Source organism: Streptomyces sp. JW3 (assembly GCF_052216785.1).
In the GTDB taxonomy this organism is placed as follows: Bacteria; Actinomycetota; Actinomycetes; order Streptomycetales; family Streptomycetaceae; genus Streptomyces.
Window position 1 is genome coordinate 1 of the sequence record NZ_JBQOUX010000112.1, and the last position, 26,560, is coordinate 26,560.

Sequence of the window (26,560 nt, forward strand, 5' to 3'; positions counted from 1 at the left end):
GTGACGGTGAGGGCCACGCCCTCGATCGCGGTGGCGGCCAGCTCGTCCTGGCCGGCGAGCGTGACCTGCCACTCGCCTTCCAGCGCGGACGCCTCGGTGGCGGTGGCGGTCTCCGGGGCGCCGACCTCGACGGGCAGGGTGGTGCCGTTGTCCTGGGCGAGCGGGACCATGGCGCCGGGGGCGAGGCCGGTGAGGTCCTTGGCGACCGTGCCGCCGGCCGGGGCGGTGACCTTGCTCGGATCGTACTCCGCGGGCTGCTCGGCCTCGGCCGTGGTCAGTTCGGCGAGTTCTCCGCCGTTCTCGCCGTCCGCCTCCTCCGACGCGGGGAGGTCGACCAGGTCGACTCCGCTGCGGTCGTCGTCCGGCGGCAGGGCGTAGGCGGCGGGCAGGATGCCCATGGTCAGCGCGACCACGGTCGAGCCGATGATGCCGACGCGTATCCGTGCCCGTCTGCGGCGCTCGGCACGCGTGCTCACACGTGCCCGCCTGCCGTTCCACGACAGCGATCCCCACACAGCGGCAGCCCCCCGCACACACAGTTCAGCCCAACGATGATCACAAACTTTCAGGCACGCCTTCACGGAAAGTCAACAAGTCCCGGAGAGCTGGTGATCTAGGCCACATTCACGTTTTTCGCGGGTAGCAGCAAAAGCTGCACTGTCACTTCAACAAGAGGAATAGCAAGCCAAAACAGAACGTAATGGCACGTCGACAACGGGCAAACAGGGACTGATCATCCACTTCGCGCAGGAGAGAAGACACCTGGTCAGCTCGGGTTGTCGAGGTGTCCGGCGGGCAGCGACGACAGGACCGCTATGGCGCAACGCCACCGCATCGGTCATGCTCTGTGCTCGTTTCCCGAATACCGGCAAGGATGCCGACGGGAAACAAAGGGGACTCACAGAATTCCGGTGTCTCCGGGATTCCAGGGGGAGGGAACGCAGCACCATGGAACGTCGTCGCTTCCGCCTGCCCGCGTCCGGGCGCGGACGAGCCGGGGTGAGTGCTCTGGTCGCCGGCGCGCTCGGTGTCGGGCTGCTCGCCGTTCCCTTCCTCGACGATCCCGGCGCCCCCGGCCCCCGGGCCCGCACGAAACAGGCCGCGGCCCGTCCACTGACCGAGGAGACCGCGCAGGAGCAGGCCGTCAGCACCGGCGAACGGGTCGAGGGCACCGCGCTGCGCGACGAGACGTCCGAGACGTATGCGCGTCCGGACGGCAGTTTTGAGCTGGTCGCCCATGGTGCGCCGGTGCGCGCGAAGGTGAACGGCGGCTGGAAGTCCATCGACACCACGCTGACCGAGGTGGAAGGCGGCGGCTGGGCACCCGAGGCCGTGGCCGACCCCGTGGTGTTCACGGGCGGTGGCCGGACCGGCGCGCGGGGTAGCCGCGCCGGGGACGGTTTCGCGGTCCGGCCCGCCGTCTTCACCACCAGCGGCGACGGGGGCACCCTGGCCGTCGCCGACGCCACCGAGGGCTACTCCGAGCTGGCCACCCTGACCAGCGACGGGCACGACGTCACGCTGAGCTGGCCGGGCGCGGTACCCGAGCCGGTGATCAGCGGATCGAGCGCGCTGTACCGGGACGTGTTCGACGGCGTCGACCTGCTGCTGACCGCGCAGGCCGGCGGCTTCAGCCACGTCCTGATCGTGCACAGCGCCGAGGCCGCCGCCGATCCGGCGCTGGCCGAGCTGTCCTACGGACTGTCCTCCCCCGACCTGACCTTCCACCTCGACCCGGTCACCAAGGTGGTCAGCGCCAAGGACCGCGAGGGCGCGGAGTTCGCCTTCTCCCCCACGCCCTATCTGTGGGACTCGGCGGGCCGCACCGCCGTGACCGAGGGCGACGACCCCGAGCCGTCCGAGAGCCCCGAACCGACACCGTCGTACTCGGAGGAGTCCGGCGCACCGGTGGCGGAGGAGACCGCCGCGCCCGAGGACGGTATGGATACGGACGCGCCGCAGGAGGAGACCACCTCGGGCACCGTGCCGCAGGCCGCGTACCGGGCACTCGCTCCCGCCGCCCGCACCGACGACGAGGTCTTCGCGCTGCCCGGTCTCGCCGGTCCGGACCCGGGCACCCACATGGCGGTCGCCGATGCCGAGTTGACCGACCCGGGCGCCGCCGCCACCGGCCTCTCGCTCGTCCCGGACACCGATCTGCTCACCGCCGAGGACACCGTCTACCCGGTCTTCATCGACCCCACGATCTACGGCAAGACGAAGAACTGGACCACGGCGTACAAGAAGTACCCCAGTTCCAGTTTCTTCGACGGCGCCAACTACAACAGTGGCACCACCGAGGCGCGCGTCGGCTACGAGTCGACCACCTGGGGCCTGTCCCGCTCCTTCTTCCGGCTCGGCTGGAGCACCAACATCAAGGGCGCGACCATCTCCTCGGCCATGCTCAGGCTGCGTGAGACGTACTCCTGGTCTTGCTCCGCCCGCGAGATGCAGGTGTGGGTGACCGGCGGCATCTCCTCGAAGACGACGTGGAACAACCAACCGGACTGGAAGTCGGAGATCGGCACCAAGTCCTTCGCCCACGGCTACAACTCGTCCTGCCCGGACTCCTACGTCGAGTACAACGCCAAGTCGGCCACCCAGGACGCCGCCGACAGCGGCGCCCAGACCATGACCATCGGGCTGCGCGCCACCACCGAGGACTCGGCGTACTCGTGGAAGAAGTTCAAGGCGGAGGAATCCAGCGCACCCAGGCTGGAGATCATCTACAACCGCAAGCCCAGGACGCCCAGTTCGCTCGCGCAGTCACCGGGCGGCGGCTGTGACCGCACCACCCCGTACACCCACATCGGCAAGCGCGACCTCGTGCTGTCGGCGGCATCGTCCGACCCGGACGACACCTCCACCCGGCAGGACCTGAAGTACCTGGACTTCGAGCTGTGGCGGACCGGCTACGGCGACGACAAGATCCTCGACAAGAACGTCACGGTCACCAGCGCCGGCAAGGCGTCGGCCACGGTCTCCAAGTCCGCGCTCACCAACGGCTACCAGTACTCCTGGCGGGTCCGCGCCATCGACTCCACCGGCGCGGCGTCCTCGTACGCGCCCACCTCCGACCCCAAGGTCTGCCGTTTCGTCTTCGACAGCAGTGTGCCCAACGAACCGATCGTGACGTCCACCGACTTCCCGGCGGCCGACGAGGACGGCTCGGTGTGGTCGGAGAAGAAGTTCGGCACCGCGGGCACGTTCACCTTCGCGCCGGACGAGGACACCGACATCACCAAGTTCGAGTGGGCGTTCAACACCACGTCGTACACCGGCAGCAAGACCGTCACGGCGGGCGCCTCGTACACCGTGTCCCTGTCACCGGTCACCGCCGGCCCCAATGTGCTGTACGTGCGGGCCGTGGACAGCGCCGGCAACCCGTCGCTCGGCACGAAGTACCTGTTCTACGTCACTCCGCGCGACGCCGCCGACAAGCCCGGCGACACCACCGGGGACGGCATCCCGGACCTGTACGCGATCAGTTCGGGCGGCAACCTGCTGATGTACCCGTCCAGCAAGGCCGGTGACCTGCACACCGGCCTGGAGGCCGGTCAGGACGACGGGGTCGGGCTGCTCTCCGACCCGGACGGCGACGGCGAGGACCATCTGCCGGGCTACTGGAAGGACGCGGACGGCGAGCCGGCCCTGATCGCGCACGGCGGCGACGCGCTCGCCGGCGACGGAGTCGGTGACCTGTTCGCCCGGATGCCGGACGGGAGACTGTACGTGTACCCCGGTGACGGATACGGCGGCGTGGACATCTCCCGGCGCAGCACCGTCCGGCTGCCGTCCGGGGCGCCGGACCCCGCACTGTTCGACCAGATCATCGTGGGCGACTACGACGCCGACGGCCGTGCCGACCTGTTCGCCACCGGTACCAGCGGCGAGCTGTGGGCCTTCGACGGCTACACCGGCGCCACCTTCCTGACCATGACCAAGATCGCCTCGACGGCGTGGCTGGAACGGGACCTGGTCTCGGTCGGCGACCACGACAAGGACGGTGCTCCCGACCTGCTGTGGCGCTCGGCCGCCTCGGACCGGCTGTACCTGCGGTACGGCGTCGCGGACAGCGTGGACGGGGGTTCGAGCATCACGTCGCTGGCCACCGCCGCCGCGTCGAAGACCGGCGCCGACGAGGTGTATGCCGAGGGCTGGTCGACGGCGATCGTGCCCGTCACACATCTGCGGGGCACGCCGGACGTCACCGGAGATGACATCCCCGATATGTGGGCACTGAGCAGCACAGGGGACGTCTACTTCTACAAGGGCGGCGCGGCGGTCATCGGCGCCGGGACGGCGGTCATCACCCGGACCAGTGAGTGGGCGACGACGAAGCTGGCGTTCGGCTGACGTCCACGGTCGGCTACGGCGCCCGGGGAGTGAAGTCGAACATCGCGTCGCCCTCCGGGCGTACCACGCCGTACGTGCTCTCCGGGACCTCGTTCCACATGCCCGGCAGGTCGCCGAGGGGTTCGGAGACGATGAGGCGGGTGGTGTCGGAGGCTTCGCGCAGGAAGTCCAGGTCGGGGTGGAGGGAGCGGAGGGTCTCGACGCGGGTGCTGTAGAAGAGGGAGCGGGAGGCTCCCTGGCTGGAGTAGCGGAAGGACCACAGGCGTCGGCCGTCGGTGACGGCGACCGTCATCTGGAGCGGGTACTCGATGCCGTGCTCGTGGCCGACCCGTTCCACCAGGCCGGCCATGCGGGCCACCGCGCCCGGCGGGTCGTCCTCCAGGCCGAAGGTGAGGGCCAGATAGAACATCACCTCGGAGTCGGTCGAGCCCTCGACGTGCAGGAAGAGGTCCGGGTCGACGGCCAGCACCAGGTCGCGCCGGACCCGGGAGAAGTCGGCGACCGCGCCGTTGTGCATCCACATCCAGCGGCCGTGCCGGAACGGGTGGCAGTTGGTCTGCTGGACGGCGGAGCCGGTGGAGGCCCGGATGTGGGCGAAGAACAGGTGGGAGCGGACGTGGCCGGCGATCTCGCGCAGGGTGCGGTTGCTCCAGGCGGGGCCGATCTCCCGGATCACGGCCGGGGTGTCCTTGGCGGTGCCGGACGTTCCGTACCAGCCGACGCCGAAGCCGTCGCCGTTGGTGGTCTCGACGCCCATCTTGGCGTGCAGGCTCTGGTCGATCAGTGAGTGCTGCGGCTTGTAGATCATGTTTTCGAGCAGGATCGGGGAGCCCGAGTAGGCAAGCCAACGGCACATCGTCCCACCGCCCGGTCGTCGTGTTCATCCGCTCCCCTCAGGATCGCAGGACCGTCCCCCGGACGCCCGCTAACGTCGAAGGCATGTCCACCGACCTGGCCGAAGCCCTTGCCGCGCGCCCCCTCGTCCTGGACGGCGGCCTGTCCAACCAGTTGGAGGCCGCCGGGCACGACCTGGGTGACGCGCTGTGGTCGGCGCGGCTGCTGGACGAGCGGCCCGAGGCGATCGTGGAGGCGCATCGCGCGTACTACGCGGCGGGCGCGGACGTGGCGATTACGGCGAGTTACCAGGCGACCTTCGAGGGGTTCGCGGCGCGGGGTGTCGGGCGGGCGCGGGCGGCCGGGCTGATGGCGCTCAGTGTGGAGCTGGCCCGGGAGGCGGCCCAGGATGTGGCCCGGGAGGCGGCCCGGGAGGCGGCCCGGGAGAGTGTCGGGGACGGGCGGCGATTGTGGGTGGCGGCGTCGGCGGGGCCGTACGGGGCGATGCTCGCGGACGGGTCGGAGTACCGGGGGCGGTACGGGCGCACCGTGGCCGAGCTGGAACGGTTCCACCGCCCCCGGCTGGAGGTGCTGGCCGCCGCCGCGCCCGACGTTCTCGCCCTGGAGACGGTGCCCGACGCCGACGAGGCGGCGGCGCTGCTGCGGGCGGTGCGGGGGCTCGGGGTGCCGGCCTGGTTGTCGTACACCGTGGACGGCGACCGCACCCGTGCCGGTCAGCCACTGGAGGAGGCGTTCGGGCTCGCCGCCGGGGTGGCGGAGGTGGTCGCGGTGGGGGTGAACTGCTGCGCCCCGGCGGACGTGGCGGGCGCCGTCGCGGTCGCGGCGCGGGTGACGGGCAAGCCGGTGGTGGCGTATCCGAACAGCGGGGAGACCTGGGACGCCGGGGCCCGGGCGTGGACCGGGCCGGGCGCCTTCGACGCGGGGCGGGTGCGGGGGTGGCGGGACGCGGGGGCGCGGCTGATCGGGGGGTGCTGCCGGGTGGGGCCGGGGGCGATCACTCAGGTACGGCGGGCGCTGGCCGGGGGGTGAGCTGTGGCCGGTACGGCAGTGTCTCCCCGGCGGGCGCCCGGCGGCCGGTACGCCAGTGACCACGGCCGGCCGGCGACGTCACTTCTCCAGGCGAGTACCGCGGCGCCACACCGCCCGGGTGTTCAGTGTGTCGCCGATGGTGGTGGTCGGGTCGCCGTCGACCAGGAGGAGGTCGGCGCGCAGGCCCTCGGCGACGCGTCCGCGGTCGCTGAGCCGGAAGCGCCGGGCCGTGGTCGCCGTGGCCGCGCGCAGCGCCCGCTCGGGGGTGAGGCCGGCGGCCACCAGGTACCGCAGCTCGTGGTGCAGGCTGGCCCCGTGCGCCAGGCCCCCGAAGAACGTCTCCGGCATGGAGACGTCGGTGCCGGCGAGTACGTCGACACCGGCCGCGTCCAGGGCCCGCACGGTGGCGTACACGTCGTCGAGGCTGCCCTGCGGGTAGCGGTCGTAGCTGGCGCGCAGGGTCCGGTCCCACGCGTCGTCGAGGCGGGCGGCGACCCGGGGGTCGTCGGCCAGTTCGGCGCCGGTGATTCCCATCAGGGAGGCGTTGAGGGTGACACAGGGCACCACGAACATGCCCGCGTCCTTGATGACGTCGATGATCTCGGCGGTGTGCGGCTGGTCCATGAACACGTGCACGACACCGTCGACGCCCGCCTCTGCGGCCGTCCTGGTGGCCTCGACGGTCAGCGCGTGGGCCACGGTGAGGGCGCCGTACTTCTTGGCCTCCGCCACCCCGGCGGTCACGGTGGCCGCGTCGAGCGTCGGCAGCCCGGGGTGCCCTTCCACACTGCCGTCGTCGATCATGAACTTGATGAAGTCGGAGCCACGGGCGAGGAGTTGCGGCACGAAGGCGGCCGCTTCCGCCGGGGTGGTGGAGAACGGCATCAGGGGCATGACCGGCGGCAGGTCCATCTTCGGCCGGTACCCCTCGGGCATCAGCTCGCTGGGGTGACCGCCCGGTGGGGTGATGGCGAAGCCGGCCGAGCGTACGTCCGCCACCGTGTCGTCGTCGGTGATGTGGCCCCGGTTCTCCCGGGTGTTCATCCCCTGCATCTCCAGTTCGGTGGTGACACCGAACCGCAGGGCGAGCGCGAGGGAGCCCGGCGCGGAGTGCACGTGCGCGTCGATCAGGCCGGGCAGCAGCGTGGCCCCGCGCCCGTCGACGATCTCGCTGCCCTCGGGAGCGGCGCCTCCGACCCGGGCGATCCGCCCGCCGTCGACGACCACGGTCCGCACCCCGAGTGACTTCTCGCCGTCGAAGACCTGGGCACCGGTGATGGCGGTGAGCGCCATGGCGACCCACCTCGCTTTCCTCGCTCGCTGGTTTTTACATACCCGATGCTATGGAATTGCTTGAAGGTATGCAAATAGGGAGCCACGAACTAGGATGAGCGCCATGAGCCGTGCGTCTTCCTCCGATTCCGCCGGGCGGTCGTCCGACGACCACGTGCTGGACCAGATCGGCCCGGCTCTGTCCCGGCTGCGCCGACGCACCCCCGCCTCCAACAAGGACCTGTCCCGCAACCTCGTGCTCAACGTGATCGCCGACGCCCGGGGCGAGATGACCGTGGGCGGCCTCGCCGCCGAGATGGGCGTGGTCCAGCCGGTGGCCAGCCGGACCGTCGCCGCCTGCATGGCCGACGGACTGCTGCGCCGGGCGGCGTCCCAGACGGACGGGCGCCGTACCGTCCTCGAACTCACCGAGGCCGGCGAGGCCGAACGCGACCGCTTCGCCACCGAGCAGCGGCAGGTGTTCGAGGAGATCACCGCCGCCTGGTCACGGGAGGAGCGGCTCCGCTTCGCCCACCTCCTGGTCCGCTACGGCGCCGACGCCACCGCCTGGTCCCGGGACCGCGCGCGGGACTGAGCGCCGGCCCGGCACCGCCCCGCCCCACCCTCAGCCGACCTGCGCGGTCTCGCCCGAGGGCAGCCGGTGGTAGCGGGTGCCGATGCCGGGCCCCTGGTCGCCGAGGAAGCTGCAGCCCTTCGGGGTAGGGGTGCAGCGCTTCCCGGATGAGTTGGTTGGTGTGGCGCGGCCCGTAGGAGCCGGCGGTGTCGATGTGCGTGATCCCGAGGTCCCTGACCTCGCGGAGCACCGAGAGCGCGGCGTCGCGGCCGGCCGGCGGACCCATCACCCCAGGGCCGGCGAGCTGCATGGCGCCCTAGCCGAACCGGAAGACGGACAGGTCACCCAGGGTCCAGGGCGTTGCTCGCCCTCTACCGGGAGGCGGCGGGGTACACCCAGCGGTCGCTGGGAGAGGTCTTCTCCATCAGCGAGCAGCAGATCGCGTCGATCGAACAGGGCAGACGCCCGCTGAAACTGGATCTCGCCGAGCAGTTGGACGACTTCCTGGAGACCAAGGGGGCGTTGGTCACCGCGGTCAAGAGGATGCCGGAGGTGGATCTGATCCCGCTGTGGGCGGAGGAGTATCTCGATCAGGAGCGGGAGGCCATTGCCATCTCGACCTACGAGAATCAGGTGTTGCCCGGCCTGCTCCAGACGGAGGCGTACGCGCGGGCCGTCTTCAAGAGCCGCATCCCGGTACTTGACGCCGATGAGATCGACCGGCATGTGAAAGCACGCACCGAGCGGCAGAGCATCTTCCACCGCAAGGAGCCACCTCACACGTGCTTCATCATCTGGGAGGCCGTGCTGCGCGATCGCTTGGGCGGCGATGAGGTGTACGTGGAACAGTTGCGGCACCTGCGACAGCAGTCGGAACTGCCGGGCCTGGTCGTGCAGGTCCTGCCCCTTGGGCGCACCACGCACGCAGCCCTCGACGGCCCGTTCGTCCTGCTGGAAACTCCCGAACACCAGCGACTGGCCTACACCGAGACACAGCGGGGCAGTCAGCTGATCGCACATGCCGATGAGGTGGCGATCCTTACGCAGAGGTGTGCGATGCTGCGGACGCAGTCCCTCAACACCGAGGAGACGAGGGACTTGTTGGACCGTCTGCTAGGAGACCAATGAGCAGCACTGCACTTCAGTGGTTCAAGTCGAGCTACAGCGGCAGCGACGGCGGCAGCGACGGCGGCAACTGCGTGGAGGCCGCCCGCGATGCCGCCGCCATCCACATCCGCGACTCCAAGACGCCCACCACCCCCCACCTCACCGTCACCCCCGAAGCCTGGACCACCTTCTTGGACCTGGCTCGGTGACCGGCTCCGGGGCGGCAGGCCACAGCGCCACCTCCCGGTCCCGGGGACCGAACACCGTGCCCGGCGCCCCCGCGCCGAACGTCCGGACGGGGTGCCTGGCGTCCCACGCCTCCCACCCCGGGTCGCCGTCCGCGACGAACGACACCCACGCCGCGTGCATCGCGTCCGCCAGTGCGCGCGGCGCCCCCTCCCCCGCGAGCCGCCGGGACTCCGGCAGGTCCCCGCTGTCGAAGACGAACCCCAGCTCAAGGGCGTGGCACGCACCCAGCCCCGGCAGGTTCGACGGCCAGCCGAACTCGTAGACGTACGACGATCCGGGCCGCGCGTCCGCGAGCCGGTGCAGCGGCACCCGCAGCAGGTGGTCGGTGACCATCTGGCCGACGATCTCGGCGGTCCCCGCGTCCGGACGCAACTCCCGGTAGCCGCGCGGCACGTCGTGCCCGCAGTGGCACCGCGCCCGCGCCCCGGCCAGGGCCACCGCGCCGAGGCGGTCGACGCGTTCGAGCAGTCCGCCGGGGACCAGCCACAGCCGGTACTCGTCGCGGGTCCAGCCCATCAGCAGCCGGACCCCGGGCGCCGTGTCCCCCGCGATCAGCGCGGCCAGCGGATCGCGCGGTACGAGGTCGCCGTCCACGACGATGCCGAAGGACGGCCCGCCGAGGACCGGACTGCTCAGCTTGCCCACCTCGGCCTGGGCGCGCAGCAGCACGTCACGGTCGACGGCGGTGAACGCCTCCGCCGTGGCCGGGATCTTCAGCCGGGCCGCCATCCGGCGCACCATGCGCCGTACCTTGTCCCGGTCGGAGACCTCGGGCGCCCCGCTCTGGAGCACCGCGCGGTGGAAGAGACCCTGGGCCCGGGGCGCGGCCAGCAGCGCCCCCGCGCTGATCGCGCCGGCGGACTGTCCGGCCAGCGTCACCCGGCCGGGATCGCCACCGAAGGCGCCGACGGCCGCGTGCACCCACTCCAGCGCGGCGAGCTGGTCGCGCAGGCCGGCGTTGGCGGGGGCGTCCGGGAAGAGGCCGTAACCCTCCACGCCGAGGCGGTAGTTGGCCGAGACGCAGACGACGCCGTCGCGGGCGAAGGTGCGGCCGTCGTAGACCGGGACGGCGGCGGAGCCCCGGGTGAGAGCGCCGCCGTGCAGCCAGACCAGGACCGGCAGGCGGGCGGCCGGGCTGGGGTCCGGGGTCCAGACGTTGAGGTTGAGGCAGTCGTCGCCGGGGAGGGAGGGGTCGGAGAGGTACTGGCCGAACGCCTCGGAGTACGGGGGTTTCGGGGCGGTGGGCCCGAAGGCGGTGGCGTCGCGCACACCGTCCCAGGTGCGCGGCGGCACCGGCGGGCGGAAGCGGCGGGGGCCGAAGGGCGGAGCGGCGTAGGGGATGCCGCGGAACACCGCGACGCCGCGCTCCCAGCGCCCGCGTACCGCTCCGTGCGGGGTGTTGACCACGGGGTCCGTCTGGTTCGCCGGCATACGCCCACCAGCCCTTCGCCGCGCTTGGCACCGGTATGCCCAGAGCACCACAACCCGCGCCGATATTCCGCCCGGCGCCTGCCGGGGTCTTCCCGCCGGGTGCGGGCCGATCTAGATTGGAAGCGTTTAGGAAGCGCTTTCTACGGGTGCCCTCGGAGGTCGGTGTCCATGGTCCGTACGGCGCGCGCGAGCACCGCGGCCGGACCGACGCTCGCGGTGGTGGCCCGCGAGGCGGGGGTGTCGGTGCCGACCGCGTCGAAGGTGGTCAACGGCCGCGAGGACGTGGCGCCCGAGACGCGGCGCCGGGTCTCGGAGGCCCTGGACCGACTGGGGTACGTGCGCAGGCCCCGTTTCGACACGGTGCGGGCGCCCCGGCTGGTCGACCTGGTGGTGCACTCGCTGGCGGACTCCGGTTCGGGCGCGGTGCTGCACGGGGTGGAGGGGGCGGCGTACGACGCGGGTCTCGAGGTGGTCGTCTCGGCGGGACTGGACCGGCGCCGGGGCGGGGGCGGGGCGGTGGAGCGCGGCGGCTGGCTGGACAAGCTGATGGCGCGGGGGTCGGCCGGGGCGCTGTTCGACCTGGCGGAGCTGACCGGGGCGCAGTACGCGTGGCTGGCGCGGCACCGGGTGCCGTTCGTGATGATCGATCCGGTGACCGAGCCGCCGACCGGGGTGGTGTCGGTGGGCGCGGCGAACTGGCAGGGCGGGGTGACCGCGACCGAGCACCTGCTGCGGCTGGGGCACGAGCGGATCGCGGTGATCGCCGGGGACCGGGGTACGACGGTCAGCGGGACCCGGGTGGCCGGGTACCGGTCGGCGCTGGCGGCGGCGGGGGTGCGGCACCGCGCCGAGTACGTGCGGCACGCGGGGTTCGACCGGGACGCGGCGCGGCGGCGGATGCGGGAGCTGCTGGCGCTGGCGGTGCCGCCGACGGCCGTGTTCGTCTGCTCGGACGCGATGGCGCTCGGAGTGTACGAGGCGCTGGCCGAGCGGGGGCTGCGGGTGCCGGACGACATGAGTGTGGTCGGTTTCGACGACCTGCCCGAGGCGCGCTGGGCCACGCCGGCCCTGACCACCGTGCGCCGGCCGCTGGCGGAGATGGCGGCGACCGCGCTGCGGTTACTGCTGCGGATGATGGACGGCGCCCGCCCGGAGAGCACCCGCACGGAGCTGTCGACGCGGCTGGTGGAACGGGCCAGCACGGCTGCGCCGGGCGGCGCCTGAACGGCGTCGGCCGAAGGGCGAGCGACGGCTCAGCCCGCACCGCCCGCGCCCCACCTTTCCCGCCGCGTGGCCCCGTCCATCAGCAGGTCGAGCAGCCGCTCGGCCTGGGCGCGCTGGTGGGGGGCGCCGGCCGCGAGGGTGACGCCGGCCAGCGCCATGAGGAGGTCGGTGGCCGGCACGTCGTCCCGGAGCACCCCTTGGGCGACCCCGGCGGCGCGGAACTCCTCGACCGCGCCGGCCATCTGCTCCCGCGTCCGCGAGCCGAGCCCCGCGTCGTCCCTCAGCAGGGTCCGGAGGGTGTCGGCCATGCCGTGCTTGGCGGCGAGGTAGTCCAGCACCTCGGACATCCAGGTGCGCAGCGCGCGGTCGGCGGGTTGTTCGGCCAGCAGGTCCGTGGTGCGGGCGGCCAGCCGGGCGGTCTCGTAGCGGTAGGTGGCGTCGACGAGCTGCTCGCGGGTGGGGAAGCGCCGGTAGAGGGTGCCGATGCCGACGCCCGCGTCCTTGGCGATCTGTTTCAGCGTCGCGTCGGCACCGTCCCGGGCGAAGGCCGCGGCGGCGGCGGTCAGCAGTTTGTCCTCGTTGGCCCGTGCGTCGGCACGGACCGGTCGGTCGGTGGGGGCGGGCATACCTGGCGTCCTCTCACGGGCTTGCTATCCGGAGTCGACTCCGTTTAGCGTGATGCCGGTCAAGCGGAGCCGACTCCGCTTGACCGGACGATAACAGTTCACGAGAGGGCGGCCGCGCCATGCAGTACCGCACGTTGGGCAGTACCGGAGTGCGGGTCAGCTCGCTCTGCCTCGGGGCGATGATGTTCGGTCAGTGGGGCAACCCCGACCACGAGGACTCCGCCGCCGTCATCCGCACGGCGCTCGACGCGGGCGTCAACCTCATCGACACGGCCGACGTGTACTCGGCCGGTGAGTCCGAACGCATCGTCGGCAAGGCGATCGCCGGCCGGCGCGACGACGTGGTCCTGGCGACCAAGGTGTCCAGCCCGATGGGCCCCGGCGGCAACGAGCGCGGCGCCTCCCGGCGCTGGATCGTCCGCGCCTGCGAGGAGAGCCTGCGCCGCCTGAACACCGACCGTATCGACCTCTACCAGGTGCACCGCCCGGACCCCACCACCGACCTCGACGAGACCCTGGCCGCGCTCTCCGACCTCGTACACGCCGGAAAGATCCTCTACGCCGGTTCCTCCACCTTCTCGCCCTCGGCGATCGTCCAGGCCCAGTGGACGGCCGAGCGCCGCGCCCGCGAACGCTTCGTCTGCGAACAGCCGCCGTACTCGATGCTGACCCGGGGCGTCGAGGCCGACGTACTGCCGGCCTGCGAGACGTACCGGATGGGGGTGCTCGCCTGGAGCCCGCTGGCCGGCGGCTGGCTGTCCGGCCGCTGGCGCCGCGACGCGGCCGACCCGTCCCTCAGCCACCGCACCGGCACGATGTCCTTCCGCACCACGCTCTCCCACTACGACCTGGACGTCCCCGCCAACCAGACCAAACTGGACGCCGCCACCCGGCTGGCCGCCCTCGCCGACGAAGCGGGCCTGACCCTGATCCAACTGGCCCTGGCCTTCGTCACCACCCACCCCGCGGTGACCGCGGCCATCATCGGCCCCCGCACCACCGACCACCTGCACGGCCAACTCGCCGCCGCGGACACCGTCCTGGACCCCGCCCTACTCGACGCCATCGACCGCATCGTCCCCCCGGGCACCGACCTCAACCCCGAGGACACGGGCTACGGGGCGGCGGTACTGGCGGACCCGGGACGCCGGCGCCGCGCCGCCGGCCGGTGAACCGGGACACTCAGCCGAAGTCCGACGCGATGCCTTGGGGGCCGGCTTGTCGTCCAACTCGTCGGCGGCTTCGCCCATTCGGGAGGCAGCTCAGAGCAGTAAGGTGGCGCGCCGGTCCCTACCGCAGGAGAAGTCGTGAACGAGAGCGCCTCGGCTCCGGCCACGCTGTACAAACGCGCTTTCGACCACCCGGAAACCCGCGCGGCGTGGGAGAAGGAGCAAGGTGCGACAAAGAGACGGTTGCGGGTGTGGTACTCCCTGTACGCCCTGGCTCTCGTATATCGGGGCCGGGACGCCATCGTGTCCCTGAAGCGCATCCGCCGCGTCCTCGAACAGCACCCTTGGGAATCCATTCCCGCCGCCCACCGGGCCACCGGTGTCAAGGAAGTCATGGGTGTTCCCGTCCGGCTGCGGTATCTCGAAGGTGAGGAGCTGACCGGGCTGCTGTCCGCGCGGAAACCGACCCGGCGGCGATACTGGCCCGAGGCGTTGGAGAGCGGCCCCTGGTACGCCGGTGAGGTGCGGCTGGAGGCGGACCACGGCGTCCGCGGGTTCGGTGTGCTCGCCGTCCCGGGCGAGGACGAACTGCTGGAGGTGCCGGGCTCGGCCCGGGTACGGCGGCGGCGCGGGTGAGGACGGGCCGCGCCGGCTACTTGCCGGTGCCCACCGGGTCCACGCTCAGCGCCGGCTTCGTGCTCTCGGTGACGGCGACATTGACGCTGACCGGGATGGTCAGGGAGTGGGTCTCGTCGGGCGGGGTGACGACCATGGTGTCGAAGGTGACGCCGCTGCCGCCGGAGAGGTTCGGCTTGTAGTGCAGGGTGAAGCGGGCCTCGTCACCGGCGGCGACGGTGACCAGCGGGGCGTCCAGGTCGGTGCGGGCGGCGCTGATCGAGTCGTCGTCGTTCTTCAGGTCGACGCCCGGGAAGCCCTTGAGGTCGCACGCGACGTCCGAGGTGTTCTTCAGGTGGACCAGGATGTCGCCCTCGCCCATGCCGTGGCGCTGGGTGGCGGTGAGCTGGTCGGAGGTGCAGGTGCCGGTGCCTCCGTTGACGGTGGCGTCGGAACCGGCCGTGCCGGTGGTGGTGCCGGTGGCCGTGCCGCCGGTGTCCTTCGCGTCCGTCGTGTCCTTCGCGTCCGTCGAGGACCCGGCCGACGCCGACGCCGCGGCCGACGTCGTGTCGCCGCCGCCGCTCTGGCAGGCGGTGAGCGAGAGGCCGGCGGCCACCGCGACGGCCAGGAGGGAGATGTTCTTGACGTGCATGTTCGCTCCTTGGATCGGTGCCGCTCACGTTTCCGTGTGAGCCCTTCTGCCCGTAGGACGGCGGAGGTCACCCGGGGCGTTGCGTTCGCACACGTACTCATACATGGCTGTTACACAGGAACCCCTTCGTAACAGCGGCTTCGCCGCGCTACCCCAGTAGGGCCGTCGGGGGCAGGCCGGTCAGGTCCCGTACCTCCCGGGTGAGGTGGGCCTGGTCGGCGTAGCCGGTGCGGGCCGCCGTCTCCGCCAGCGGGACGCCGGAGCGGGCCAGGGCGAGGGCGCGGCGCAGCCGCAGTACGCGGGCCAGCGTCTTCGGGCCGTAGCCGAACGCGGCCAGCGAACGGCGGTGCAGCCGGCGCGCGCCGAGACCGAGTTCGTCGGCGACCCGGGCCACCGGGCGGCCGGTGTCCAGGGCGGCCACGATCCGGTCCAGGAGCGGGTCGGGCGGGCCGGTGTCCGCCGCCCGGGACAGGGCCGCCGCCTCCAGGCCGCGCACCGGGTCCGCCGCCGCGTTCACCCGCGCGGTGAGCCGGCGCGCCTCGGCCGCCGGCCACACGTCCGCCAGCGCGACCCGCCGGTCGCGCAGTTCGTGCGCGGGTACGCCGAGCAGGGTGGGGGCGGTGCCGGGGCGGAAGCGGACGCCCGCCCACCGGTCGCCCGTGCCCTCGGTGGCGTACGCGCGGGTGTCGGGGCCGGCGACCAGCAGCCGTCCGTCGTGCCAGAGCAGGTCCATGCAGCCGTCTGGCAGGACGCGTCCGGTGCCGTCCGGGACGCTGGTCCACAGCACCGCGCCGGGCAGCCGGGACGGCCGTTCGGTGTACACGCCCCCAGGCTACTTCTGCTCCTTGGGGCCCTCTTCCCCGCGCGGCGTGGTCTTCACGTGCGCCCGCAGGCGGGCCGTCACGTCCTCCGGCGGCAGGAAGCGGGACCAGCGTTCCGGGAACTCGGAGGGCATGTCCGGGTCGGCCTCGCCGTGCACCGCGGTGCGGGCGACGTACTCGGCGACCTGGGCCTGGCGGACGCGCTCGTTGGCCTCGCGCGCGGCGGCGGTGGCGGCGGCCGGCCAGACCCGGTCGATGGCCGCGTTGACCGCCGCGCCGACCAGCACCGCGAACGCGGACACACCGATCCACAGCAGCACGGCGACCGGCGCGGCCAGCGAACCGTAGATGGTGGGGCCCTCGACCGTGCTGGTGAGGTAGATGCGCAGCAGGAAGCTGCCGAACACCCACATGGCGAGGGCGACCAGCGCGCCGGGCACGTCCTCGATCCACGGCGAGCGCACCGGCACCGACACGTGGTAGAGCGTGGTCAGGAAGGCGATCGACAGAATGATGACGACCGGCCAGTACAGGACCTGGACGACCGTCGTCGACCAGGGCACGATCCGCACCACCGCGTCCGGGCCGGCCACCATCAGCGGCAGCGCGATCGAGCCGATCAGCAGCGCGACGATGAACAGGCCGAAGGACAGCAGCCGGGTCTTGACGATGCCCCGGACGCCGTCGAGGCCGTACATCACGGTGATGGTGTCGATGAAGACGTTCACCGCGCGGGAGCCCGACCAGAGGGCGAAGAGGAAGCCGATGGAGATGACGTCGGGCCGGCCGCCCTTCATCACGTCGTCCAGGATCGGCTCGGTGATCTCCTTGACGCCCCGCTCGGAGAGCACCGCGCGGGACGCGTCCAGGATGTTCACCCGCAGGCTGTCGGTGGTGTCGGCGCCGATCCACAGGTCAACGTAGCCGAGCAGTCCGAGGACGCTGAGCAGCAGCGGGGGCACCGACAGCAGCGTGAAGAACGCCGCCTCGGCGGCCAGGCCGAGGATCCGGTACTCCATGCAGGAGTTGACGGTGTCCTTCAGGAGCAGCCAGGCGGTCCTGCGCTTGGAGACGTTCCGGTAGAGGGCGCGGGCGCGATGGAGCCGTCCGGACGGCCGCTCGGGGGGTTCACTTGCTGGCTGCACGACCTAAAGGTATCCGCCGTGAGCGGCCCCCCTCATCCCGCGGTGACCCGCCGCACGGCGGAAACGGAGCCGACACGTCTGGCATGTCCGCGTTGACCGTAAAGTCGTGGTCCCGGTGGCGGGCCGGGCAGGCGGTGCGGGTGGCCGGGCCCGGGTAGGTTGCCCTGCATGACAGGCAGCACCCACACCGTGACGAACCAGCCGCCGCCGCTGGCCGGGTACGACGTCTTCGCCGCCGACCGGGCTCTGACGGACGCGGTCGGCCGGCATCTGGCGCCGGAGCTGGCCGAGGAGGTACGGGCGGAACTGTCCGGCCTCGGCCGCAGCTGCGGATCGGCGCAGGCGCAGGAGTGGGGCGCGCAGGCCAACGAACGGCCACCGGTGCTGCGCACCCACGACCGGTACGGCAACCGGCTCGACGAGGTCGACTTCCATCCGGCCTGGCACCGGCTGCTCGGCAAGGGCGTCGCGGCGGGGCTGACCGCCGCCTGGTCCCGGCCGGGCGGGCATGTGCGGCGGGCGGCGGCGTTCCTGATGTGGACGCAGGTCGAGGCGGGCAACGGCTGTCCGCTGTCGATGACGCACGCGGCGGTGCCCGCGCTGCGCGCCGACCCGGACCTCGCCGCCGCGTGGGAGCCGCGACTGACCTCCACGGTCTACGACCGGGAGCTGCGGCCCGCGCACCTGAAGGCCGGGGCGCTGGTCGGGATGGGGATGACGGAGAAGCAGGGCGGCAGCGACGTCCGGGCGAACACGACCGCCGCCCGGCCGCTGGCCGAGGCCGGCACCTACGAGCTGACCGGGCACAAGTGGTTCTGCTCGGCGCCGATGTCGGACGCCTTCCTGGTGCTGGCGCAGGCCCCGGCGGGGCTGACCTGCTTCCTGGTGCCGCGCGTGCTGGCGGACGGCAGCCGCAACGTGTTCCGGATCCAGCGGCTGAAGGACAAGCTGGGCAACCGGTCCAACGCGTCCGCGGAGGTGGAGTTCGCCGGGACCTGGGCACGCCGGGTCGGCGCGGAGGGCGACGGGGTGCGGGTCATCATCGGGATGGTGGCGGCGACCCGGCTGGACTGCGTACTGGGTTCGGCGGGGCTGATGCGGCAGGCGGTGGCGCAGGCCGTCCACCACGCCACGCACCGCGCGGTGTTCGGCGCCAAGCTGGTCGACCAGCCGCTGATGCGCAACGTCCTGGCCGACCTCGCGATCGAGTCGGAGGCGGCGACGGCGCTCGGGCTGCGGCTGGCGGCGGCGTACGACGACGGCTCGGAGAGCGAGCGGGCGCTGCTGCGGCTGGCGGTGCCGGCCGCCAAGTACTGGGTGACCAAGCGCTGCGCGCCGGTGGCGGTGGAGGCCGCCGAGTGCCTGGGCGGCAACGGGTACGTCGAGGAGTCCGGGCTGCCCCGGCTGGTGCGGGAGTCGCCGCTGAACTCGATCTGGGAGGGCGCGGGCAACGTCCAGGCGCTGGACGTGCTGCGGGCGCTCCAGCGGGAACCGGCGGCGCTGGACGCGTATCTGCGAGAGGTCGGCCGGGCGCGCGGCGCCGATCACCGGCTGGACGCGGCGATCCGGGACCTGCTGACCGAACTGGCGGACCTGTCGCACGCCGAGGCGCGGGCCCGCCGGCTGACGGAACGGCTCGCACTGGTGCTCCAGGGGTCACTGCTCGTGCGGTACGCGCCCCCCGAGGTCGCCGACGCGTTCTGCGCCGCGCGGCTGGGCGGCGACGGGGGCGCGGCCTTCGGCACCCTGCCCGCCACCCTGGACCTGGCGTCGGTGGTGGAGCGGGCCCGGCCGGTGGCCTGAGCGGGACGGCCGGCCACGGCCCTGAGCGGGACGGCCGCGGCGGAGCGGCGGCACGGGGGCCGGCGGTCCGACTGGAACGATCGGCCCGGAGAAGCGGTACGGCCCGGTGGCCTCGGGAGAGGGGCGGCGGCCCGTGGCTTGATCCCGACGGTGGTACCAGGGTGGTACGGGGGGTGGTGCTGCGCCGACACGGCACCACCCCCCGCGCACTGGCCCGTTTCAGGCGGGCGTGCGCCGCTCGGGGCGGCGCGGGACAAGTCTGGGGTACCGCGCAGCCGTCCACCAGGGTTGCAGGGGGTTGCAACTTCGCCGCGCGCTGTGCGCGGACTGTGTCCCGGGGGCCGGGGCAAGCGGTCAGAATGAGACGGAGACGCCAGACGGTGTGCGAGCCCATCTCTCGAGAGGACGAAAGACCGGTGACGCCCTCGCCGATGGACGTGACGCAGGTGGCGGCCGTGGACGCGGCGCACGCGGCCCGGGTGCTCGACGCGGTCCGGTCCGCCCGGCTGGCCGGCGGTCCGGCCCCGGTCGCGCCGCGCCCGGTGATCGAACGGTCCTGGGAGCGGATGCTGCGCGGCGGCGTCGACCCGGACCACGACTTCCGTGCCGGGCTGCTCTCCCGCGAGGAGGTGGAGCGGCGGCGGGAGACGTCGCCGCTGCGGCACGTGCTGCCGGTGCTGCGGGAGGGGCTGCTGTCCGCCGTGGACGTCGCCCAGCACATCATGGTCGTCGCGGACGACGAGGGCCGGGTGCTGTGGCGGGAGGGCAGTCCGCGGGTGCTGCGCAAGGCCGACGGGCTCGGGTTCGAACTCGGCGCGGACTGGCGGGAGGACGTGGTCGGCACCAACGGCATCGGTACGCCGGCGGTCATCCGGCGGCCGGTCCAGGTCTTCGCCGCCGAGCACTTCGTCCGCTCGCACACCGGCTGGACCTGCGCCGGGGCGCCCATCACCGACCCGCGCGACGGGCGGCTGCTCGGGGTGGTCGACGTCAGCGGGCCGCTGGAGACGATGCATCCGGCGACCCTGGCCTGGGTCGGCGCGGTCGCCGGGCTCGCCGAGGCGCGGCTGCGCGATGTGCATCTGCGGTCGCTGGAGCGGCTGCGCGCGGTGGCGGCGCCGCTGCTGGCCCGGATCGGCGGGCGGGCCCTGGTGGTGGACCGGGACGGCTGGACGGCGGCGGTGACCGGGATGCCGTACACCGAGCGGATCGCCCTGCCGAAGTCGGTGGCGGCCGGGTCGCTGTCGCTGCCGTCGCTCGGGCCGTGCGCGGTGGAGCCGCTGGCCGGCGGCTGGCTGCTGCGGGCCGCCGCGGAACCGGCGCCGTGCGGGGCCACCCGGATCGTGCTGGATCTGAGACAGCCGCGCCGCTGGTCGGTGCGCGTGCTGGGCGGCGCCGGCTCCTGGACCCACGAACTGAGCCCCCGGCACGCCGAACTGCTCTACCTGCTCGCCGTCCACCGCTCCGGGCGCAGCGCCGCGGGCCTGGCCGAGGACATGTTCGGCGACCCGGCCCGCACGGTGACCGTCCGGGCCGAACTGTCCCGCGTCCGGCGCTATCTGGGGGCCCTGCTGGCGCACCGGCCGTATCGTTTCTCCGAGGACACGGAGGTCGACGTGCTCCTCCCCGACGCCCCCCACGACCTCCTCCCCCACTCGACGGCCCCGGCCGTGACGGAACAACGGCGCCGGGCGGCGGCCGCGCGGGGGTGAGGGCGGCGCGCGGCACGCGGCGGTCGAGCGCGGCCCCGGCGACGACGGCGACCCCGACGGCTCCCCGACGACGGCAGCCCGACCCCAACGGCTCCCCGACGACGGCAGCCCGACCCCAACGGCTCCCCGACGACTGCGCCCCGGCCGGCGCCGGCGCGCGGGTGAGTGTGGCCCAAGGGGCGGGCGGCAGGGGCGCGAGTGGGGTTTGTTGCACTCTTTTACGGGACCCGCGCCCCCGGAACACCCCCGCTGCCGTAGAGTCAACGATCGACTCGTCGGGCGCAGTTGGTCCGCTGCCTGTGGAGGGTTCATGACGCATCGCGGCAGACACCGCCGGCGCAGGCGGAGCAGAGCACTGCGCGGGGCGCTGACCGGCGCCGCCCTGGCGCTGACCGCCGCCGCCACGATGATCAGCACGTCACAGGCCGAGGTCGCCGACGGCCCCGGCGGGCTGAAGCCGCTCACGGCATCCGCCGACACCGCCCGGCTCGACCTGACGGAACACCAGGTGCCCCGCCGCTGGCTCGGCCGGCTGTCCGCGTCGATGGGCTCCCCGGTGGGCGTCGACACCGTCCTGGCCTCCGCCGACCGCACCCTGCGCCCCACGGACGACTGCACGGACACCGAGCGCGAGTCCCTGCCGATAGCGCCCTCCGCCACCCGCGCCTACTGCTGGGACGACGCCGACACCAGCGGCTGGTCCCCGGGCGCCGTGACCACCTCGGCCGACGCGGACGACGACGGCCGCTGGGGCGCCGACGAGGTGATCCTGTCGGCCTGGTCCCGCGAGGACAGCGCCACCGGAGGCCGCGTCGCCCGGGTCTCCTTCGTGGACGCCGACGGCAGTGGCCGGCCGCGCTACACCTCCGCCCTGCTGGTCCTGCCGGTCGACGGCGGCCGGGACTACCGGCCGCTGGCCTCCACCGTCACCGGCATGGTCTGGTACCAGGACAAACTGCTGGTCACCGCCGACGCCGGGGACCGCAACGCGCTCTACGTCTACGACCTGAACCGCATCCAGCGCGCCTCCGCCGACACCACCGCCGTGGGCCGGGTGACCGGCGGCTGGTCGGCCGGCGGCCACCGCTACGTGCTGCCCGCCGTCGCCTCCTACGCGGCGGGCAGCGCCCCCGGCGCGGCCCGCCCGGACGTCCTGTCGCTGGACCGGGGCACCGCGCCCGACAGCCTGGTCGCCGCCGAGTCCGTGCCCGTGGACGAGGACCGCCCCACCCGGCTGTGGCGCTACCCGTTCAGCACCGACCCGGACCGCACCGGCCTGCCGGCCGTCGACTCGGCCGGCCGGACCGAGGTACGGGAGGCGTACCGGACCCGGGCCCGCGGCGTCCGCGGCGTGCTGTCGTACCAGGAGGCCGGCACGGCCCGTCCGCAGTGGTACCTGGGCGCCGCGGTCGGCACCCCGGACGGGCGCGGCACCCTGTGGCGGGCGGACCCGCACGGCGCCCGGGCCACCGAGTGCGGCGCCGACCGCTCACAGCGCTGCTGGAGCGGCACGGCGGGTTCGCTGTCGTACGCGCCGCGCACCGGCGAGGTGTGGTCGCAGTCGGGGCACACCCTGTTCGCGCTCCCGCTGGACTCGGTCGACGACGCACTGGGCTAGCACCCGCTGAGGCGCTTCGACGACAGCGGACTCTGTCGACAGCGGGCTCTGTCGACAGCGGCCCCTCTCAGGTGATTTTCTGACCGCCATGACCACCATCCCCGTGACCACCTGGTCCCTGGAGCAGACGGCGCCGACCGACCTGCTGCCGTCCGACGCCCCGCAGGGAGACGTCCGGGTGGTGCGCGCCGAGGTGCCCTCGCCGGAGTTCAGCCGCTTCCTCTACACCGCGGTGGGCGGCGACGTCCGCTGGACCGACCGGCTGGCGTGGACGTACGCCCGCTGGCTGGAGCACCTGGAGCGGCCGGGCGTGGAGACCTGGGTCGCGTACGAGAGCGGGACGCCCGCCGGGTACGCGGAGCTGGCCGGCGGGGACGACGGCACGGTGGAGATCGAGTACTTCGGCCTGATCCCGGCGTTCCGGGGCCGCCGGATCGGCGGACATCTGCTGTCGTACGCCACCGCCCGCGCCTGGGACCTCGCCACCCGGCGGCCGGAACTGCCGCCGACCAAGCGGGTCTGGCTGCACACGTGCAGCAAGGACGGGGAGCACGCGATGGACAACTACCAGCGGCGCGGCTTCCGGCTGTTCGACACCAAGGTCGAGACGGAGACCGAGGTGTCCGCCCCCGGACCGTGGCCCGGCGCTTTCCCGTCCTGACCTGCGCCGAAACGGCCGGAACCGGCCCATGTGACCCACGCCACGTACGTCTCACCAGGCGAGACAATGGTGTCCACATTCCGGATTAAGCTGGACTGTCTCCAGATCTCCGTGCCACGCTTCCGTCATGTCTGGAACTGGAATTGCCTTGGTGAGTCGGCGGCACGTCGACCTCGGCCGCATGTCCAGCGCCATCTGTCCGGCGCGCTGAGAGTTCCCCAGCAGCACCGGTCTCTCCCCTTCGCCTGAACTCTCGCGCGACGTCGCGCCCGTATGCCCATGCGCCCGCCCGCGCAGGTCAGAGCCCTATTTCGCCTGTCTTGAAGGACGTGTCCACGATGGCCGCCACCCCGCCCGAGCCTGCCGCCACGACTCCCCGCCGCAAGGTGAGCCGTCACCGCGGCGAGGGTCAGTGGGCCGTGGGTCACTTCACCCCGCTCAACGGCAACGAACAGTTCAAGAAGGACGACGACGGTCTCAACGTGCGGACACGCATTGAGACGATCTACTCCAAACGGGGCTTCGACTCGATCGACCCGAACGACCTGCGCGGCCGGATGCGCTGGTGGGGCCTGTACACCCAGCGCCGCCCCGGGATCGACGGCGGCAAGACGGCCGTGCTGGAGCCGGAGGAGCTGGACGACGAGTACTTCATGCTCCGGGTCCGCATCGACGGCGGGGCGCTCACCACCCGGCAGCTGCGGGTGATCGGCGAGATCTCGCAGGAGTTCGCCCGCGGCACCGCCGACATCACCGACCGGCAGAACGTCCAGTACCACTGGATCCGGATCGAGGACGTCCCGGCCATCTGGGAGCGTCTGGAGGCGGTCGGCCTGTCCACCGTCACCGCCTGCGGCGACACGCCCCGCGTGATGATCGGCTCGCCGGTCGCGGGCATCGCCGAGGACGAGATCATCGACGGCACACCGGCCCTGGAGGAGATCAAGCGCCGAGTGCTGGGCAACCCCGCGTACTCGAACCTGCCGCGCAAGTTCAAGACGGCGATCTCCGGGTCGCCGGTCCTTGACGTGGTGCACGAGATCAACGACGTGGCGTTCGTCGGCGTCCGCCACCCCGAGCACGGGCCGGGCTTCGACCTGTGGGTCGGCGGCGGTCTGTCCACCAACCCCAAGCTGGGCGTGCGGCTGAACACCTGGGTGCCGATCGAAGACGTCCCCGACGTCTACGAGGGCGTCATCTCGATCTTCCGGGACTACGGCTACCGGCGGCTGCGCACCCGCGCCCGGCTGAAGTTCCTGGTCGCCGACTGGGGCCCGGAGAAGTTCCGGCAGGTGCTGGAGGACGAGTACCTCAAGCGGAAGCTCACCGACGGTCCCGCGCCGGACGAGCCGGTGGCCCGCTGGCGCGACCACATCGGGGTGCACCGGCAGAAGGACGGCCGCTACTACGTCGGCTTCGCGCCGCGCGTCGGCCGGGTCGACGGCACCACCCTGACCAAGATCGCCGACCTGGCGGAGGCGCACGGCTCGGGCCGGGTGCGGACCACCGTCGAGCAGAAGATGATCGTCCTCGATGTCGAGGAGGGCCGGGTCGACTCGCTGGTCGAGTCGCTGGAGGCACTGGACCTCACCGCGCGGCCGTCCACCTTCCGGCGCGGCACGATGGCCTGCACCGGCATCGAGTTCTGCAAGCTGGCCATCGTCGAGACCAAGGCGCGCGGCTCCCAGCTCATCGACGAACTGGAGCGCCGGCTGCCTCAGTTCGACGAGCCGCTCACCATCAACCTCAACGGCTGTCCGAACGCCTGCGCCCGTATCCAGGTGGCGGACATCGGTCTCAAGGGCCAGCTCGTCGTCAACGCCGAGGGCCAGCAGGTCGAGGGCTACCAGGTGCACCTGGGCGGCGCGCTCGGCCTGGAGCCCGGCTTCGGCCGCAAGGTGCGCGGTCTGAAGGTCACCTCGGACGAGCTGCCCGACTACATCGAGCGCGTCCTCAAGCGCTACCAGGCCGAACGCGAGGACGGCGAGCGGTTCGCCACCTGGGCGGCGCGGGCCTCCGAGGAGGCCCTGAAGTGAGCGAGCGCGCCGCCCCGTTCTACTGCCCCTATTGCGGCGACGAGGATCTGCGTCCGCACGAGCAGGGCCACGGCGCCTGGGAATGCGCGGCGTGCAACCGCGCATTCCAGTTGAAGTTCCTCGGGCTGCTGGCCCGGGGCCTTCAGCCCAACCCCTCGGGAGGGGAACCGATATGACGGCGATACAGGAAGAGCGTACGACCGAGGATCTCAAGGCACTCGCCGAGCGGGCGGGCCGCGACCTGGAGGACGCCTCCGCGCTGGAGATCCTCCAGTGGGCCGCGGACACCTTCGGCAAGCGGTTCTGTGTGACCTCCTCCATGGAGGACGCGGTGGTCGCCCACCTCGCCTCCCGCGCGATGCCCGGCGTCGACGTGGTGTTCCTCGACACCGGCTACCACTTCCCCGAGACGATCGGCACCCGGGACGCGGTGGAGGCGGTGATGGACGTCAACGTCATCACCCTCACCCCGAAGCAGACCGTCGCCGAGCAGGACGCCGAGTACGGGCCGAAGCTGCACGACCGCGACCCCGACCTGTGCTGCGCGCTGCGCAAGGTCAAGCCGCTGGAGCAGGGCCTGACCAACTACCTGGCCTGGGCGACCGGGCTGCGCCGCGACGAGTCCCCGACCCGGGCGAACACCCCGGTGGTCGGCTGGGACGAGAAGCGGCAGAAGGTCAAGGTCTCCCCCATCGCCCGCTGGACCCAGGACGACGTGGACGCCTATGTCACCGAGCACGGCGTCCTCACCAACCCGCTGCTGATGGACGGCTACCCGTCCGTCGGCTGCGCCCCCTGCACCCGCCGGGTGCTGGAGGGCGAGGACGCCCGGGCCGGCCGCTGGGCGGGCCGGTCGAAGACCGAGTGCGGGCTGCACTGATGCCCCCGACCCCGCAGATCCCCCCGACCCCCCAGATCCCTCAGATGTCTCAGATTCAGGAGAACGACGTGACGAGCGGAGCCACCGTCTGGCTCACGGGCCTGCCGAGCGCCGGCAAGACCACCATCGCCCACGAGCTGGCCGGCCGGCTGCGGGAGGCGGGCCGGGCCGTGGAGGTGCTCGACGGCGACGAGATCCGCGAGTTCATCTCGGCGGGCCTCGGCTTCAGCCGCGAGGACCGGCACACCAACGTGCAGCGCATCGGTTTCGTCGCCGAACTGCTCGCCCGCAACGGCGTGCTCGCCCTCGTCCCGGTCATCGCCCCCTACTCGGACAGCCGCGACGCGGTCAGCAAGCGGCACCAGGAGAACGGCACGCCGTATCTGGAGGTGCATGTCGCGACCCCGGTCGAGGTGTGCAGCGAGCGCGATGTGAAGGGGCTGTACGCCAAGCAGGCCGCCGGTGAGCTGACCGGGCTCACCGGGGTCGACGACCCGTACGAGGAGCCCGTCGCTCCCGATCTGCGCATCGAGTCGCAGGACCAGACCGTCCAGGAGTCCGCCGCGGCGGTGCACGCCCTGCTCAGCGAAAGGGGACTGGCATGACGACGACCGTCGCGACCGCCGAGGAGGGCACGGACAGCCCGTACGCCCTCTCGCATCTGGACGCGCTGGAGTCCGAGGCGGTGCACATCTTCCGCGAGGTCGCGGGCGAGTTCGAACGGC

At 72.6% G+C, this 26,560-nt stretch carries 25 protein-coding genes and 2 pseudogenes; 18 read left to right on the top strand and 9 right to left on the bottom strand.

What is annotated here, in order from left to right; all coding sequences use genetic code 11:
• Positions 1-476, bottom strand: a 476-nt coding sequence (locus tag ACTT8P_RS31665) for a hypothetical protein (protein WP_442835219.1), incomplete at its 3' end; no start/stop codon positions are given.
• Between the two features lie 472 nt (positions 477-948).
• On the opposite strand from ACTT8P_RS31665, the gene ACTT8P_RS31670 reads away from it, so the two are divergent.
• Positions 949-4,356, top strand: a complete 3,408-nt coding sequence (locus ACTT8P_RS31670; protein ID WP_442835220.1) for a DNRLRE domain-containing protein — start codon at positions 949-951, stop codon at positions 4,354-4,356.
• 13 nt (positions 4,357-4,369) lie between these two features.
• Here ACTT8P_RS31670 and ACTT8P_RS31675 read toward each other — a convergent pair whose 3' ends face one another.
• A complete protein-coding gene (locus tag ACTT8P_RS31675; protein ID WP_442835221.1) occupies positions 4,370-5,212 on the bottom strand; it encodes a class II glutamine amidotransferase in 843 nt (280 codons plus the stop codon).
• Positions 5,213-5,295: 83 nt separating this feature from the next.
• On the opposite strand from ACTT8P_RS31675, the gene mmuM reads away from it, so the two are divergent.
• Complete coding sequence (mmuM, locus tag ACTT8P_RS31680; RefSeq protein ID WP_442835222.1) at positions 5,296-6,240, top strand: homocysteine S-methyltransferase; 945 nt, start codon at positions 5,296-5,298, stop codon at positions 6,238-6,240.
• A 78-nt stretch (positions 6,241-6,318) separates the two neighbouring features.
• Here the strand turns inward: mmuM and ACTT8P_RS31685 are convergent, their stop codons facing one another.
• Positions 6,319-7,533 carry an amidohydrolase family protein gene (locus ACTT8P_RS31685; RefSeq protein WP_442835223.1) on the bottom strand — a complete coding sequence of 405 codons (1,215 nt, stop codon included), beginning with the start codon at positions 7,531-7,533 and terminating at the stop codon, positions 6,319-6,321.
• A 103-nt stretch (positions 7,534-7,636) separates the two neighbouring features.
• Here ACTT8P_RS31685 and ACTT8P_RS31690 point away from each other — a divergent pair, with 103 nt between their 5' ends.
• Positions 7,637-8,107 (top strand): MarR family winged helix-turn-helix transcriptional regulator, encoded by a 471-nt coding sequence (locus ACTT8P_RS31690; protein ID WP_442835224.1) that lies wholly within the window; start codon positions 7,637-7,639, stop codon positions 8,105-8,107.
• A gap of 88 nt (positions 8,108-8,195) precedes the next feature.
• Here ACTT8P_RS31690 and ACTT8P_RS31695 read toward each other — a convergent pair.
• Positions 8,196-8,435: pseudogene (locus ACTT8P_RS31695) on the bottom strand (aldo/keto reductase); the annotation flags it as partial.
• Positions 8,436-8,446: 11 nt separating this feature from the next.
• On the opposite strand from ACTT8P_RS31695, the gene ACTT8P_RS31700 reads away from it, so the two are divergent.
• Together ACTT8P_RS31700 and ACTT8P_RS31705 are read left to right on the top strand one after the other, a co-directional pair.
• Positions 8,447-9,214, top strand: coding sequence for a helix-turn-helix domain-containing protein (locus tag ACTT8P_RS31700; RefSeq protein WP_442835225.1), 768 nt, complete (start codon positions 8,447-8,449; stop codon positions 9,212-9,214).
• Positions 9,211-9,402 (top strand): DUF397 domain-containing protein, encoded by a 192-nt coding sequence (locus tag ACTT8P_RS31705; protein WP_442835226.1) that lies wholly within the window; start codon positions 9,211-9,213, stop codon positions 9,400-9,402. The genes ACTT8P_RS31700 and ACTT8P_RS31705 overlap by 4 nt, the downstream gene beginning before the upstream one ends.
• Here the strand turns inward: ACTT8P_RS31705 and ACTT8P_RS31710 are convergent.
• Positions 9,359-10,873 (bottom strand): carboxylesterase/lipase family protein, encoded by a 1,515-nt coding sequence (locus tag ACTT8P_RS31710; RefSeq protein WP_442835227.1) that lies wholly within the window; start codon positions 10,871-10,873, stop codon positions 9,359-9,361. The genes ACTT8P_RS31705 and ACTT8P_RS31710 overlap by 44 nt on opposite strands.
• Positions 10,874-11,041: 168 nt before the next feature.
• On the opposite strand from ACTT8P_RS31710, the gene ACTT8P_RS31715 reads away from it, so the two are divergent.
• A complete protein-coding gene (locus tag ACTT8P_RS31715; protein ID WP_442835228.1) occupies positions 11,042-12,097 on the top strand; it encodes a LacI family DNA-binding transcriptional regulator in 1,056 nt (351 codons plus the stop codon).
• Positions 12,098-12,126: 29 nt separating this feature from the next.
• Here ACTT8P_RS31715 and ACTT8P_RS31720 read toward each other — a convergent pair whose 3' ends face one another.
• The gene (locus ACTT8P_RS31720) at positions 12,127-12,723 is read right to left on the bottom strand and encodes a TetR/AcrR family transcriptional regulator (protein ID WP_442835229.1); all 597 of its coding nucleotides are present in this window, start codon (positions 12,721-12,723) and stop codon (positions 12,127-12,129) included.
• A 119-nt stretch (positions 12,724-12,842) separates the two neighbouring features.
• Between ACTT8P_RS31720 and ACTT8P_RS31725 the strand changes: the two genes are divergently transcribed.
• Positions 12,843-13,895 (top strand): aldo/keto reductase, encoded by a 1,053-nt coding sequence (locus ACTT8P_RS31725; RefSeq protein WP_442835230.1) that lies wholly within the window; start codon positions 12,843-12,845, stop codon positions 13,893-13,895.
• A 135-nt stretch (positions 13,896-14,030) separates the two neighbouring features.
• On the top strand, positions 14,031-14,528 hold the full coding sequence (locus ACTT8P_RS31730; RefSeq protein ID WP_442835231.1) for a hypothetical protein: 498 nt from the start codon (positions 14,031-14,033) through the stop codon (positions 14,526-14,528).
• A 16-nt stretch (positions 14,529-14,544) separates the two neighbouring features.
• On the opposite strand, the gene ACTT8P_RS31735 is transcribed toward ACTT8P_RS31730, so the two are convergent.
• The 3 genes from ACTT8P_RS31735 to ACTT8P_RS31745 all read right to left on the bottom strand — a co-directional run bounded on the left by ACTT8P_RS31735 (position 14,545) and on the right by ACTT8P_RS31745 (position 17,125).
• Positions 14,545-15,159 carry a DUF4232 domain-containing protein gene (locus ACTT8P_RS31735; protein WP_442835232.1) on the bottom strand — a complete coding sequence of 205 codons (615 nt, stop codon included), beginning with the start codon at positions 15,157-15,159 and terminating at the stop codon, positions 14,545-14,547.
• Positions 15,160-15,307: 148 nt separating this feature from the next.
• Positions 15,308-15,982, bottom strand: coding sequence for a helix-turn-helix domain-containing protein (locus tag ACTT8P_RS31740; protein WP_442835233.1), 675 nt, complete (start codon positions 15,980-15,982; stop codon positions 15,308-15,310).
• 9 nt (positions 15,983-15,991) lie between these two features.
• Positions 15,992-17,125, bottom strand: coding sequence for a YihY/virulence factor BrkB family protein (locus ACTT8P_RS31745; protein ID WP_442835234.1), 1,134 nt, complete (start codon positions 17,123-17,125; stop codon positions 15,992-15,994).
• A gap of 168 nt (positions 17,126-17,293) precedes the next feature.
• On the opposite strand from ACTT8P_RS31745, the gene ACTT8P_RS31750 reads away from it, so the two are divergent.
• The 10 genes and pseudogenes from ACTT8P_RS31750 to ACTT8P_RS31795 form a co-directional block, all read left to right on the top strand.
• Positions 17,294-18,928, top strand: coding sequence for an acyl-CoA dehydrogenase family protein (locus ACTT8P_RS31750; RefSeq protein ID WP_442835235.1), 1,635 nt, complete (start codon positions 17,294-17,296; stop codon positions 18,926-18,928).
• A 431-nt stretch (positions 18,929-19,359) separates the two neighbouring features.
• Complete coding sequence (locus ACTT8P_RS31755) at positions 19,360-20,640, top strand: GAF domain-containing protein (RefSeq protein WP_442835236.1); 1,281 nt, start codon at positions 19,360-19,362, stop codon at positions 20,638-20,640.
• 310 nt (positions 20,641-20,950) lie between these two features.
• Positions 20,951-22,258 (top strand): hypothetical protein, encoded by a 1,308-nt coding sequence (locus ACTT8P_RS31760; RefSeq protein ID WP_442835237.1) that lies wholly within the window; start codon positions 20,951-20,953, stop codon positions 22,256-22,258.
• Between the two features lie 88 nt (positions 22,259-22,346).
• Positions 22,347-22,919, top strand: a complete 573-nt coding sequence (locus ACTT8P_RS31765) for a GNAT family N-acetyltransferase (protein WP_442835238.1) — start codon at positions 22,347-22,349, stop codon at positions 22,917-22,919.
• A gap of 127 nt (positions 22,920-23,046) precedes the next feature.
• Complete coding sequence (locus ACTT8P_RS31770; RefSeq protein ID WP_310591794.1) at positions 23,047-23,130, top strand: putative leader peptide; 84 nt, start codon at positions 23,047-23,049, stop codon at positions 23,128-23,130.
• Between the two features lie 127 nt (positions 23,131-23,257).
• Entirely contained in the window at positions 23,258-24,955 is a 1,698-nt protein-coding gene (locus ACTT8P_RS31775) for a nitrite/sulfite reductase (protein ID WP_442835239.1), read from the top strand.
• Positions 24,952-25,131: a hypothetical protein gene (locus tag ACTT8P_RS31780; RefSeq protein WP_361175937.1), complete on the top strand. Its 180-nt coding sequence runs from the start codon at positions 24,952-24,954 to the stop codon at positions 25,129-25,131. Before ACTT8P_RS31775 ends, ACTT8P_RS31780 begins: the two co-directional genes overlap by 4 nt.
• On the top strand, positions 25,128-25,835 hold the full coding sequence (locus ACTT8P_RS31785) for a phosphoadenylyl-sulfate reductase (RefSeq protein ID WP_442835240.1): 708 nt from the start codon (positions 25,128-25,130) through the stop codon (positions 25,833-25,835). The genes ACTT8P_RS31780 and ACTT8P_RS31785 overlap by 4 nt, the downstream gene beginning before the upstream one ends.
• Positions 25,836-25,879: 44 nt before the next feature.
• Positions 25,880-26,440, top strand: coding sequence for an adenylyl-sulfate kinase (gene cysC / locus ACTT8P_RS31790; protein WP_442835241.1), 561 nt, complete (start codon positions 25,880-25,882; stop codon positions 26,438-26,440).
• A pseudogene (locus ACTT8P_RS31795) lies at positions 26,437-26,560 on the top strand (sulfate adenylyltransferase subunit CysD); the annotation flags it as partial. The gene cysC and the pseudogene ACTT8P_RS31795, both read left to right, overlap by 4 nt.

Coding starts and splice junctions, on each gene's coding strand:
- ACTT8P_RS31670 (WP_442835220.1), top strand. CDS start 949: ATGGAACGTCGTCGCTTCCGCCTGCCCGCGTCCGGGCGCGGACGAGCC.
- ACTT8P_RS31675 (WP_442835221.1), bottom strand. CDS start 5,212: ATGTGCCGTTGGCTTGCCTACTCGGGCTCCCCGATCCTGCTCGAAAAC.
- mmuM (WP_442835222.1), top strand. CDS start 5,296: ATGTCCACCGACCTGGCCGAAGCCCTTGCCGCGCGCCCCCTCGTCCTG.
- ACTT8P_RS31685 (WP_442835223.1), bottom strand. CDS start 7,533: ATGGCGCTCACCGCCATCACCGGTGCCCAGGTCTTCGACGGCGAGAAG.
- ACTT8P_RS31690 (WP_442835224.1), top strand. CDS start 7,637: ATGAGCCGTGCGTCTTCCTCCGATTCCGCCGGGCGGTCGTCCGACGAC.
- ACTT8P_RS31705 (WP_442835226.1), top strand. CDS start 9,211: ATGAGCAGCACTGCACTTCAGTGGTTCAAGTCGAGCTACAGCGGCAGC.
- ACTT8P_RS31710 (WP_442835227.1), bottom strand. CDS start 10,873: ATGCCGGCGAACCAGACGGACCCCGTGGTCAACACCCCGCACGGAGCG.
- ACTT8P_RS31715 (WP_442835228.1), top strand. CDS start 11,042: ATGGTCCGTACGGCGCGCGCGAGCACCGCGGCCGGACCGACGCTCGCG.
- ACTT8P_RS31720 (WP_442835229.1), bottom strand. CDS start 12,723: ATGCCCGCCCCCACCGACCGACCGGTCCGTGCCGACGCACGGGCCAAC.
- ACTT8P_RS31725 (WP_442835230.1), top strand. CDS start 12,843: ATGCAGTACCGCACGTTGGGCAGTACCGGAGTGCGGGTCAGCTCGCTC.
- ACTT8P_RS31735 (WP_442835232.1), bottom strand. CDS start 15,159: ATGCACGTCAAGAACATCTCCCTCCTGGCCGTCGCGGTGGCCGCCGGC.
- ACTT8P_RS31750 (WP_442835235.1), top strand. CDS start 17,294: ATGACAGGCAGCACCCACACCGTGACGAACCAGCCGCCGCCGCTGGCC.
- ACTT8P_RS31755 (WP_442835236.1), top strand. CDS start 19,360: ATGGACGTGACGCAGGTGGCGGCCGTGGACGCGGCGCACGCGGCCCGG.
- ACTT8P_RS31760 (WP_442835237.1), top strand. CDS start 20,951: ATGACGCATCGCGGCAGACACCGCCGGCGCAGGCGGAGCAGAGCACTG.
- ACTT8P_RS31765 (WP_442835238.1), top strand. CDS start 22,347: ATGACCACCATCCCCGTGACCACCTGGTCCCTGGAGCAGACGGCGCCG.
- ACTT8P_RS31770 (WP_310591794.1), top strand. CDS start 23,047: ATGTCTGGAACTGGAATTGCCTTGGTGAGTCGGCGGCACGTCGACCTC.
- ACTT8P_RS31775 (WP_442835239.1), top strand. CDS start 23,258: ATGGCCGCCACCCCGCCCGAGCCTGCCGCCACGACTCCCCGCCGCAAG.
- ACTT8P_RS31785 (WP_442835240.1), top strand. CDS start 25,128: ATGACGGCGATACAGGAAGAGCGTACGACCGAGGATCTCAAGGCACTC.
- cysC (WP_442835241.1), top strand. CDS start 25,880: ATGTCTCAGATTCAGGAGAACGACGTGACGAGCGGAGCCACCGTCTGG.